The sequence below is a fragment of the Chlorobium sp. genome (assembly GCF_021740465.1).
Classification (GTDB): Bacteria; Bacteroidota; Chlorobiia; order Chlorobiales; family Chlorobiaceae; genus Chlorobium.
In genome coordinates this window covers 92,348-104,570 of the sequence record NZ_JAIOZR010000003.1, presented here as the reverse complement: position 1 = coordinate 104,570, position 12,223 = coordinate 92,348, and the positions used below count along the sequence as shown (strand labels likewise).

The window sequence follows — 12,223 nt, the reverse complement described above, 5'->3', positions numbered from 1 at the left end:
CGTTATATTTCAGGGCGACTTGCCGTAGGCGCCCTTTTGCCGTATTACCTGCTTCAGGGGTTCCTTTTAATAAACGTCTATTTATCGATCTTTTCAAGATACCCGGACCCCATGAACCAGCCGCTGCTTGAAATCAGAAACCTCACCTTCACCTATGAAGGCGCTCCTGTTCCCGTCTTCGAGGAGCTCGATCTTGCCGTCCGGAGCGGGGAGTTCGTTCTGATAAAAGGCCCTTCGGGAAGCGGCAAATCCACGCTGCTGCGTCTCGTCTGCCGCCTGAACCGCCAGCAGAGCGGCACGATTCACTTCATGGGCCGGGATGTTGCAACCATTCCCCCGGCCGAACTCCGTTCATCGATAAGCTATGTGGCCCAGATTCCGCAGATGGTCGATGCCCGGGTCGGCGAGAACCTGCTGCTGCCGTTCTCCTTCAGGGCCAACAGCAAAAAACCGGTGCCGCAGCCCGATACGCTTTACCGTATGCTTGACGAGTTCTATCTCGGCGGCGTCACCCTCGAGCAGTCGGCCCTGAAGCTCTCCTCCGGCCAAAAACAGCGTCTGGCCTTCATGCGCTCGATCCTGCAGGAGCCCGAAATGATGCTGCTCGACGAGCCCACATCGGCGCTCGACCCTGAAAGCGCCGCAATGGTTTTTTCAATCATGGAACGCCTCAACAGGGAAAAAAAGATGACGATCGTCAGCGTCACTCACAGCGATTACCGGCCTGAAAGTGTAAAAACGCTGACCTTCATGCTCGAAAACCGGAAACTCACGCTTGCGCCATGAATGGTATCATCGATATCTCGACGGGAAAGCTGCTGCTTGCCTTTACCTTTATCATTATCGCCCAGGCAAGCTCCTTCATCTACCATCTGGGGCTCAATCGCGATATCGCGGTCGGAGCTGTGCGTACCTTCGCACAGCTCTTTCTCATGGGGTATGTGCTCACCTTCATCCTCGGATCGGAAAGCCTGCTTCTGACTGTTGCGGTTTTTGCGGTCATGGTGGTTTCGGCCATGTTCATCGTCAGGGGACGGGTAAAGGAGAAGCAGGTGTCGTATATCCTGCCGACCTTTCTCACCATGCTCGTCACCTACTTCGCGACGGCAATGTTCGTTTCAGGCCTGATTGTCGGCACCACTCCCTGGTGGGAACCGCGCTATTTCATCCCCACCGGAGGAATGGTGATAGGAAACTCGATGTCGGCTATCGCCATTGCGCTTGAGCGGCTGTTCCGTGACCTTCGACAGCAGCGGGAAGTGGTGGAAATGAAACTGGCGCTCGGCGCCAACTATCGCGAGGCAAGCGATGACGTGTTCAGGAATGCGGTCACGGCCGGCATGATTCCCTCCATCAACGCGATGATGGGAGTAGGACTCGTTTTCATTCCCGGCATGATGTCGGGGCAGATCCTCTCGGGAACCGACCCGCTTATCGCCATCCGCTACCAGATTGTGGTGATGTTCATGCTGGTAGGCTCGACGGCGATAACTTCGATCATCGTGATGCTGATCGTTCGGAAACGGTGCTTCGGCAGCGGGGAAGAGGTGCTTCTAACGCCCCGGTGACGGCTTTTTCTGCAGGAGCAGGACAGCCGCTCCGGCCAGCATCATCGCAAAACAGAGCACCTGCCCCATGGAAAAGTTCAGGAACACGAAACCGAGATGCGCATCGGGTTCGCGGAAATATTCGATGAAAAAGCGGACGAACCCGTAACCGAACAGGTAGAGTCCCGAAAGAAATCCCGGATACGGAGACCTTTTGCGCAGGGCCCAGAGGATGACAAACATGACGATACCCTCTAAAAACGCTTCGTAAAGCTGAGAGGGATGGCGAAGCTCCACCGTTGGCGCCAGGGGAAAATACATGCCGACGGCCGCATCGGTGACCCGTCCGTACAGTTCGCCGTTGATGAAATTTCCGAGCCGTCCGAAGGTATAGCCGAGCGGAAGGGAGGGAATGAAGAGATCGAATGTTTCGAAAAATCCCTTTTTCTGCGAACGGGAAAAAAACCACATGGCCAGCACCACGCCGATCACGCCGCCGTGATAGGACATGCCCGTAATGCCCGCAAAGCTGCATCCACCCGATGTCGAGCTCCAGGGCAGAAGCGTTCCGAGCGGGTCGGCAAAAAAGCCGCCGAGCCCGTAGAAAAGGATATAACCCAGCCTACCGCCAAGCACGACCCCAACCATGGCCCAGGTCAGTGCGTCACCGGCAAACTGGCGGTCGAATCCTGTTTTTTCGGTTTTCATGCGGTAGAGCGTAAGCAGCCAGACCACCGCAAAGGCGATAATGTACATCATGCCGTACCACCGAACGGCAAATCCTCCCAATGATATAATCACGGGATTCATCTGTGAAGGCAGGTGTTGCCACCAGAAGAGAAAATCGTTCATATAAACAGGCTTTTCGTGAAGTTTCGCAAAATTAACAATTCTAAACTATTGGATTACATCGAAATATAGTTAACTTAAAATCTTGCGCTTTTCTTTGTTTATTTCATTTACCCAAAACATATAAACAAATCTATAGTATGGCTAAGATACTTGAAGGGCCGGCTATGAAACTATTTAACAAGTGGGGCATTCCCGTGCCTAACTATGTGGTTATCATGGACCCGAACCGGCTTGAACAACTTGGTGAAGCTAATAAATGGCTGAGAGAATCAAAACTTGTTGTCAAGGCTCACGAGGCTATCGGCGGCCGTTTCAAGCTCGGCCTTGTCAAGCTCGGCCTGAATCTTGAAGAGGCCGTAGCCGCTTCCCGCGAGATGATCGGACGCGAAATCGGCACTGCGGTCATCCGCCAGGTCATTGTCGCCGAGATGCTCGAACACGACGAAGAGTACTATCTCTGTATCAACGGCAACCGTGACGGTGCCGAAGTACTGCTCTCCAACAGGGGCGGTGTAGATATCGAGGAGAACTGGGACACGGTTCGCCGTCTTTTCATTCCCATCGACGAGAATCCCTCCGTCGAGCGACTCACGGAATTTGCTGGTGAAGCCGGTTTTACCGGCGAAATAGCCGAACGGGTCGGCAAAATCGTATCGCGCCTCGTGCTCTGTTTCGACAACGAAGATGCGCAGTCCATTGAGATCAATCCGCTCGTCATCCGCAAAAGCGACATGCGCTTTGCCGCACTCGACGCGGTCATGAATGTGGACTACGATGCCCGCTTCCGTCATGCCGACTGGGATTTCAAGCCGGTTTCGGAAATCGGACGCCCCTTCACCGAAGCCGAGCTGCAGATCATGGAGATCGACGCCCGCATCAAGGGTTCGGTAAAATTCGTCGAGGTACCCGGTGGTGAAGTCGCCCTTCTGACAGCCGGCGGCGGCGCTTCGGTGTTCTATTCCGATGCCGTGGTGGCCAGAGGCGGCACCATCGCCAACTACGCCGAATATTCCGGCGATCCGTCGGACTGGGCGGTTGAGGCCCTGACGGAAACCGTATGCGCCCTGCCGAACATCAAGCATATCATTGTCGGCGGCGCCATCGCCAATTTCACCGACGTCAAGGCGACCTTCAACGGTATTATCAACGGGTTCCGCGAAAGCAAATCGAAAGGCTATCTCGAAAATGTGAAAATCTGGGTGAGAAGGGGTGGTCCGAACGAAAATCAGGGACTTGCCGCCATCAGAAAACTGCAGGACGAGGGCTTTGACATCCATGTGTACGACCGCAGTATGCCGATGACCGATATTGTTGACCTCGCACTGAACTCGTAAGGCAACGGTATCCTTAACTACCAATTATAAAGGAACTTATAACTTTTTAATCAGGACAGAATCGTGAGTATATTAGCAAGCAGGGATACACGGGTAGTCATCATAGGCGGTGTTGCCGGCCTGAATGCCGCAAGGAGGATGGCCCAGTTCGACTTTCTGGTCAACAGGCCCCTCTCCGTTCAGGCATTCGTCTATCCTCCCGAAGAAGGGCAGCAGAAAGAGATCTACCGCGGCGGCGAGCTGAAAAACGTTCCGGTCTACTCTTCGCTCGAAGAAGCGCTGGCCGAAAACCCCGGCATCAACACGGCCCTTATTTATATCGGGGCAAACCGGGCATACACTGCGGCGAAGGAAGCCATTGAAGCAGGCAGCATCAAGCTGGTGTCGATGATTACCGAAGGCGTTCCGGAAAAGGATGCAAAAAGACTGAGAAAACTTGCCAATGCAAAAGGCAAGCTCTTCAACGGTCCCTCTTCGATCGGCATCATGTCGGCAGGGGAATGCCGTCTCGGCGTCATCGGCGGCGAGTTCAAGAACCTCAAGCTCTGCAACCTCTATCGTCCCGGTTCATTCGGAGTCATCACCAAATCGGGCGGACTGTCGAACGAAGCCATGTGGCTCTGCGCCCAGAACGGCAACGGCGTCACCACGGCCGTAGCCATCGGCGGCGACGCCTATCCTGGCACCGATTTCGTCACCTACCTGGAAATGTTCGAAAAAGACCCTGATACCAAGGCCGTCGTCATAGTCGGCGAGGTCGGTGGAACCCTCGAAGACGAGGCTGCCGAGTGGCTCGCAGCTGAAAAACGGCGCATCCGTCTTATCGCCACCATCGGCGGCACCTGCCAGGAGGTTCTGCCTCAGGGCATGAAATTCGGCCATGCCGGTGCAAAAGAGGGCAAGAAGGGCGTCGGTTCGGCACGCGCAAAAATGAACGCACTGCGCGACGCAGGCGCTCTGGTGCCCGACACCTTCGGCGGTCTGTCGAAATGCATCAAGCAGGTTTACGAAGAACTGCTCGCCGACGGAAGCATCAAACCGGAACCGGAAATCGACGAGGCGCTGCTGCCTGAACTGCCGCTGAAAGTTCAGGAAATCATGAAGCAGGGCGAAGTGATCGTCGAACCGCTCATCCGCACCACCATTTCCGACGACCGCGGCGAAGAGCCCCGTTATGTCGGTTATGCCGCTTCGGAACTCTGCGAGAAGGGTTACGGCATCGAGGATGTCCTCAGCCTGCTCTGGAGCAAGAAGCTGCCTTCGCGTGAAGAGTCGGAAATCATCAAACGCATCATCATGATCTCGGCCGACCACGGTCCGGCCGTCTCCGGCGCATTCGGAGCGATCATCGGAGCATGTGCAGGCATCGATCTGCCCCAGGCGGTTTCGGCAGGCATGACCATGATCGGCCCCCGCTTCGGCGGAGCGGTCACCAACGCCGGCAAGTACTTCAAGTACGGCGTCAAGGAGTACCCGAACGACATCGCAGGATTCCTGTCATGGATGAAGCAGAACGTCGGTCCCGTACCCGGAATCGGCCACCGCGTCAAAAGCGTCAAGAACCCCGACAAGCGGGTGAAGTACCTGGTTGACTACGTGAAGAACCACACCTCGCTGCACACGCCTTGTCTCGACTATGCGCTCGAGGTCGAAAAGATCACCACGTCGAAAAAGGACAACCTGATTCTCAACGTGGACGGAACCATCGGCTGTATTCTTGTCGATCTGGACTTCCCGGAACAGTCGCTCAACGGCTTCTTCGTTCTGGCCCGTACCATCGGCATGATCGGCCACTGGATCGATCAGACCACCCAGGGTTCGAAGCTGATCAGGCTGTATGACTACCTGATCAACTACGCCGTAAAGGAAGAGCGCGAAGTGCCCGAAAAGAAGTAAGGCAACTGGCGATAATCTTTACGATCTGACCATATGACCATAGAGGCCGTCCCGGAACTGAAACCGGGGACGTCCTTTTTTTTTATGCCGAAAAACAGGAAATACGCTATATTATTCAATTATAAACCGTTAACCACCTGTAAACATATACCCCCATGATCATAAAATTGCTCGAGGCCCTGCGTATCGCAGGAACCTTTCTTGGCGTTTTTCTTGCGTATTATTACGGCAATTCACCCGAAGAGGTGCTGCGCATCATGACGCCGTGGTTTGTCGGTTCGATTGCAGGGCTTTCGGCGATCGAGGGACTTTTTTTCGGGGATGAGGCGGCAAAGGAGAAAGGATTCGAAGGGCGCAGCAACTACCAGCGCCAGAACGCGTTCTGGTTCCTTGCCGTGGCCGTAACGTCACTGGTCGCGTTCATTGCACATTGGGACGCCTATGCCAACGTCGCAGTGGTATCGGTTTTTTGCCTGTTCCTGATTCTTTCAGCAGCCAACCATACCTGGTCGATGATCGCCGAAAGAAACACAAAATGGCAGAACGTCATCCGTCCGGTCCTGACGGCACTCCTTACCGCAGCCTTCTGGCATCCGGTAACCGGGGTGCTCTTCAAATAACGCCATCGTTCGGGGAAGTGCATACCAAAAAACCCCGCAGGGAGCCCAAAACCGCCTGCCGGGCTGCCCTGCCATATTGTTGTATAATATAAATTATGTAAAGTTATAAATATAAAACCACAATAAACAACAATAATAGATCCAAAGCGCCTCATATGCCTCTGTTTCCAATTCCCCTCTCCTGAAATCAATGTAATCACTGAAGACTTCGAGTTAAGGGATCTGCCGGATCGTCGAGTAACTCGATTGGCAGGCGGCGACAGCCATCGGCAAGGCCGATCCAGCGCCAGGCCTCTTTCGATGCCGAAAGCAGTTTCAGCTCCGTTTCACTCCATGAAGCGGTTTCGTTATCCGGCAGGTTTGCCATCGTCATGAGGCACTGGCCGGAGTGGGCGTCCCACAGCTTCAGCGTTTTATCTTCAGAACCCGAAACGATACGCGTGCTGTCCGGGCTGAATGACGCAGCGTTGACCCCGCCGGAATGGCCGGTGAGCGTATAGAGGCAGGTACCGGAGTGCGCATCCCATAGCTTCAGCGTTTTATCGGCAGAACCGGAAACGATGCGCGTCCCGTCCGGGCTGAATGACGCAGCGCTGACCCAGCCGGAATGGCCGGTGAGTGTCTGGAGGCAGGTGCCGGAGTGCGCATCCCACAGCCTAAGCGTTTTATCGGCAGAACCTGAAACAATGCGTATTCCATCAGGGCTGAATGATGCAGCGATGACCCAGCCGGAATGGCCGGTGAGCGTCTGGAGGCAGATGCCTGAGTGCGCATCCCACAGCCTGAGCGTTTCATCGGCAGAACCTGAAACGATTTGCGTCCCGTCCGGGCTGAATGACGCAGCGCTGACCCAGTAGGAATGGCCGGTGAGCGTCTGGAGGCAGATGCCGGAGTGCGCATCCCACAGCCTAAGCGTTTCATCGTCAGAACCCGAAACGATTTGCGTCCCGTCCGGGCTGAATGACGCAGCGCTGACCCAGTCGGAATGGCCGGTGAGCGTCTGGAGGCAGATGCCGGAATACGCATCCCACAGCTTCAGGTTGTGATCGTCAGAACCGGATACGATGCGCGTGCCGTCCGGGCTGTATGACGCAACTCTGACCCGGCCGGAATGGCCGGTGAGCGTCTGGAGGCAGATGCCGGAGTGCGCATCCCACAGCTTCAGCGTTTTATCGTCAGAACCGGAAACAATGCGCGTCCCGTCAGGGCTGAATGACACTGCCCATACCCGGCCGGAATTGCCGGTGAGCGTCTGGAGGCAGATGCCGGAATACGCATTCCACAGCTTCAGCGTTTTATCGGCAGAACCGGAAACAATGCGCATCCCATCAGGGCTGAATGATGCAGCGCTGAGCCAGCCGGAATGGCCGGTGAGCGTCTGGAGGCAGATGCCGGAATACGCATCCCACAGCTTCAGCGTTTTATCGGCAGAACCTGAAACAATGCGTATCCCATCAGGGCTGAATGATGCAGCGATGACCCAGCCGGAATTGCCGGTGAGCGTCTGGAGGCAGATGCCGGAGTGCGCATCCCACAGCCTGAGCGTTTTATCATAAGAACCGGAAACAATGCGCATCCCATCAGGGCTGAATGATGCAGCGCTGACCAAGCCGGAATGGCCGGTGAGCGTCTGGAGGCAGATGCCGGAGTGTGCATCCCACAGCTTCAGCGTTTTATCGCCGGAACCGGAAACAATGCGCGTCCCGTCCGGGCTGAATGATGCAGCGTTGACAAGGCTGGAATGGCCGGTGAGCGTCCGGAGGCAGATGCCGGAGTGCGCATCCCACAGCCTGAGCGTTTCATCGTCAGAACCCGAAACGATTTGCGTCCCGTCCGGGCTGAATGATGCAGCGCTGACCCAGTCGGAATGACCGGAGAGCGTCCGGAGGCAGGTGCCGGAGTGCGCATCCCATAGCTTCAGCGTTTTATCGGCAGAACCGGAAACAATGCGCGTCCCGTCCGGGCTGAATGACGCAGCGCTGACCAAGCCGGAATGGCCGGTGAGTGTCTGGAGGCAGGTGCCGGAGTGCGCATCCCACAGCTTCAGCGTTTTGTCGCCAGAGCCGGAAACGATGCGCGTCCCGTCCTCCGGGCTGAATGACGCAGCCGATACGCTACCGGAATGACCGTCATAGATCGAGAATAGGGTTTTTGCAGGAATGGGCAAGCTGGTCAAGCCTTCGCAGCGAGCAACAACAAAGAGACTCTCGTCCGGAAAATCCACCCTATCAGATGCCTGACATCCCACGAACGAAGCAAGTCGGAGTTCTGCTGATAACCATTGGCTTTTCCGGAGATCGCAATTGCGCCAGATTCCCGCAACGGCATCGGCTTCCGTGTAATCTGCCCCGGCTGCGTTGCAGTCAAGAAACTCGGCATTGACGAGGTTAGCGTTCCTGAAGGAGGCTTTGCTGAGCACGGTGTTCCTGAAGCTCGTACCTCTCAGATTTGCAGCATCGAAACGGGCTCCCGAAAGGTTCAGGTTCCCGATCACCCAACCGGCAAGATCGGCCTGTTCAAGATGTACGGCTCGCAGTGCAGAAATGGGCATTCCATGCTCATGCAGTTTCAGGCAGAGTGCGAAGGCCAGTTCGGCAACACTTTTGAGATAGGAGGATTCAAGAATCGTTGCGATAGCCGCAGTGACTCCGGATGATTTGCGTTCATCGATTTCGAGCATATCGGCCACGAAGTCGAGCGTCTCTTTTGAGGGCATTTTCATCTCCAGCGCCAGCGGCTCGAACTGCCGTGCCGAGAGCACATCGACAATGAACCCCGCAAGAAAGAACTCCTGCAGGGATGTGTGGGCGAAAGAGAAGCTGCCTTCGGTTTCGCGGATGATGAAGGTGGCCGTGCGAAGGTCTTTCTTGAGCGTTTCGCGGTTCATGCCGGCATAGGCATCCCTGATGGCCGGGTTCAGATAGAGCCAATCATCGAGCCATTCGTCGAGTTCATCCGTTTTCATCCCTTCGCCAGCCCTTTTGTGGACTTCGGCGGCAAGCGATTTCATGAGGCGTTTCTTGTGCGGCACACTGAATTCATGTTTGCCCTCGTCTCTCGCCAGCCAGTTATCCACGGTTGTGTCGTAAAGGGTTGCCGTGTTGACAGGCCGGCCTTCGGCAATGAGCCGTTCGATGTCCGGAATGAATTCGGTAATCAGGGAAAGGGTGTATGGCCTCGATGCCAGATCTTTCAGGTTATGCACCTCGTCGAAGAGGTTGGCGATCCGGTCTGTCTTCTCCCTGTCGCATCCGAGCCGTTTTTCCAGGTACTCCCTGATCTGTTCACTGTCGAAGGGTAACAGTGTACACGATCGGTACTCCTCCTTGCTGCGCCCTTCGCGATCCCTGCCGAGAAAGAGGGTGTTCTGCTCGATGGTGTCCCTGAAGTAGTGGCTACGACAACTGATGAGGAGTTTTCCCTGGGGCGGCTTGTTCTCCTTTTTATCCCGCTGTTCCCGGATGCTCCAGAGTTCAGCAATGAACTGGTTGGTTTCTTCAGGGGTAAAATGCACGGTCTTTTCATCGAGACCGTCGAAGATGATCATCGCCCGGTTCGAGCGCACAAGACGGATGATATCCTCGGGCGTTACGATGCTCTTGTCGAGCGGGTCTTTGGCAAAACTGATGGCATCCTGAAGAATGTCAACAAGCTTTGGGACTCTCTTCTCTGTTCCGATGCGGGTTGACACCCTTCTCAGGTCAATATAGATACAGAGGGGCACCGTTTCAGGCGATTCGTCGTGCATTGTGTTGATCTCGCGGGTAAGCATCCGGCAGGTGAAGGTTTTTCCTGTGCCGAAATCGCCGAGCAATGCGAAAAAGGGTACATCGGTTTCAAGCGCCCAGTTTATGATATAGGGACGAGCCTTGACGGTATCCGCCGCCGATACGCTTTCTGCCTTGTGGGAGATGGTTCCTTTACTGGCGCAGTTCTCGATATACCTTGCACATTCGTACCCAGGGCTTTTCAGGTGCCTGTTGGTAAGTTTTCGTATCGGTTCGTCATCGCAGCTCAGGCGTGAAAACCGTTCCCGTTCGCGGTTCTTCAGATATGCTTCTACCCTGTCCTCGATCTGTTTGGCGAATGCATTGATGAATCGTGTCTGGTTAGGCCCCTTTACCTCTTCGAACGACCTGTTCTGCTGATAGTGATAGATCTGCAGTTTTTCGAGGCCACGCAGGTTCTGTCTGCTTATATCGATACTTTTAATGACTACCGGAAAGCACCGGTCAATGAGGTGCGGTACCTCGTGATCCTGAATGTAGGCGCTTGCCAGAAAGCTGCTGGATAAGAGCAACAAGCCGAAATCGCAGCTCCTGATCCGCTCCTGCAGTTCGTCATGCCATTGTGTGCCGCAAAGGAGATCGGTGTCGGCGGAAAAGGAAAAATGGTAATCCTTCGAGGATTTGAGACGGTTCCTGATGAGATCGAAAAAGCGCTCTTTCAATGCCTGATCGTCGTGGGCATACGAGAGAAAAATGGTTATTCGCGGACGGTTATCGCCTCCTTCCGTTTCGGGCAGCTCGGCTTTGATGTCAACACCCTCATCCGACCTGTAGCCGGGCATTTCGGAATAGCCCCTCTGCAGACTCTGCTCGACATTGTATTCAAGAAACGTCTGGCCGAACGATAGCTGTTTCGTGTTTTCAACTGGCGAGTCTTTGTCCGGCAGCAGTTCCTGTTCCTGCTCGATGAGCCACAATGCGAACATCGGATCAGTCAGACGGGTCACTCCCCCATCCTCCTGGATATGATCGAGCGTCCTGAGCTTTCTGATTCCTGCCTGAATGGCGCTGAGCGAACCGAGGCGGTGTTTCCGCTGGTAGTCCACGGCATAAGGGCTGTCAGCCGGTTCCTTCGCAAGCGCCCTGAGCAGCTTTTTCTGTCCTGCCGGCAGGGATCGTTCAATGCTTGCGTAGTATCGTTCCTCCTGTTCGAGCATGCTCCGGATACCTTCCTGTAACTCCTGTTCCCCGATCTCTTCTTTCCGGGCGCGGGTAAATATCTCTCCCGAAACCCGCTGGACATAAAACGGATAAGCCTGGGTGATGCCGATGATCCGGGCAGCGATTTCCCGGGGGCACTCCTTGCCTCCTGCCTTGAATCGTTCCATGACAAAACTCACAGCATCCTCTTCAGGAAGTGGCGGTAACTGCATTTTGACGGCGCTTCGGTAGAACGGACGACTCTCCTCTTCAAACATGTCGAGCAGCATTCGCCGACGGCTCCCGAGAAAAAACCAGGAGCAGTTTGTCTGATGCTGGATGTGTTTGCGCAGAAGGGCCTCGATCTGTTCACCGTTCCTTAGTTCGGCAATCTCCTGGAATTCGTCGAGCACGATGTTGGTTTGCTGGGGATTGCCGGCAAGAAAGCGGTCGAGGCCTTCGAGCGTCTCTTCAAGAAAGGCGATACCTGTTTTCTGGCTCACCGGCTGAACCGAGACCGAAACGCTGCCATCAGGCTGCGGGGTGAAGTTGGGACGCCAGTTATTGATAATGCTCAGTGCTTTTTTCAGCAGAGGGCCCTTCTGTTCGACAAACCTGAAAATATCTCGGGCTATGAGGGAGGCCACATCCTCGGCGCTTGTCGCTCCTGAAATATCGATAGCGAGGGTAATAAACTTCTCGCGCGAAAGCACGTCCTGCACCCGCTTGATAAGCGATGTTTTGCCATATCTCCTCGGCGAGTAGAGGACAACGTTCGTATTCGATCGTGCATGGGCACAGAGGGCGTCAAGTTCCTCATCGCGACCGCAGAATGGTGCATCGAGAGAGAGAACCGTATAGCAGAAAGGGTTTACAGGCATCGCAACATGATTATAATTTCATAGTTATTATGATATAATAATCATGAAATCCATCTATTCAAAGAAAAATTCGCTCTTCGATAGAAATCACACTTCACCGGATTACCAGGCACCCGGAACGAAAGTTTTTCGAATAATCTGACGCTCAGACAACTTTTCCGATTT

The 12,223-nt window shown here is 54.8% G+C and carries 7 protein-coding genes; 5 read left to right on the top strand and 2 right to left on the bottom strand.

The genetic code is table 11. From position 1 onward, the window contains the following. Positions 1-111 precede the first annotated feature (111 nt). Both K9G39_RS02345 and fetB read left to right on the top strand, forming a co-directional pair. Positions 112-786, top strand: a complete 675-nt coding sequence (locus K9G39_RS02345; protein ID WP_292003319.1) for an ABC transporter ATP-binding protein — start codon at positions 112-114, stop codon at positions 784-786. Further along, on the top strand, positions 783-1,568 hold the full coding sequence (gene fetB, locus K9G39_RS02340) for an iron export ABC transporter permease subunit FetB (protein WP_292003318.1): 786 nt from the start codon (positions 783-785) through the stop codon (positions 1,566-1,568). Before K9G39_RS02345 ends, fetB begins: the two co-directional genes overlap by 4 nt. Here fetB and lgt read toward each other — a convergent pair. Further along, positions 1,554-2,399, bottom strand: a complete 846-nt coding sequence (gene lgt / locus K9G39_RS02335) for a prolipoprotein diacylglyceryl transferase (RefSeq protein ID WP_292003317.1) — start codon at positions 2,397-2,399, stop codon at positions 1,554-1,556. The genes fetB and lgt overlap by 15 nt on opposite strands. Positions 2,400-2,536: 137 nt before the next feature. Here lgt and K9G39_RS02330 point away from each other — a divergent pair, with 137 nt between their 5' ends. The 3 genes from K9G39_RS02330 to K9G39_RS02320 all read left to right on the top strand — a co-directional run bounded on the left by K9G39_RS02330 (position 2,537) and on the right by K9G39_RS02320 (position 6,249). Further along, positions 2,537-3,733 (top strand): ATP citrate lyase citrate-binding domain-containing protein, encoded by a 1,197-nt coding sequence (locus K9G39_RS02330; RefSeq protein WP_292003316.1) that lies wholly within the window; start codon positions 2,537-2,539, stop codon positions 3,731-3,733. Between the two features lie 63 nt (positions 3,734-3,796). Then, positions 3,797-5,629, top strand: coding sequence for a citrate/2-methylcitrate synthase (locus K9G39_RS02325; protein WP_292003315.1), 1,833 nt, complete (start codon positions 3,797-3,799; stop codon positions 5,627-5,629). Between the two features lie 155 nt (positions 5,630-5,784). Further along, positions 5,785-6,249, top strand: a complete 465-nt coding sequence (locus K9G39_RS02320; protein WP_292003314.1) for a DUF6790 family protein — start codon at positions 5,785-5,787, stop codon at positions 6,247-6,249. A 196-nt stretch (positions 6,250-6,445) separates the two neighbouring features. Here K9G39_RS02320 and K9G39_RS02315 read toward each other — a convergent pair whose 3' ends face one another. Beyond that, positions 6,446-12,058 carry a pentapeptide repeat-containing protein gene (locus K9G39_RS02315; RefSeq protein ID WP_292003313.1) on the bottom strand — a complete coding sequence of 1,871 codons (5,613 nt, stop codon included), beginning with the start codon at positions 12,056-12,058 and terminating at the stop codon, positions 6,446-6,448. Positions 12,059-12,223: the final 165 nt, after the last annotated feature.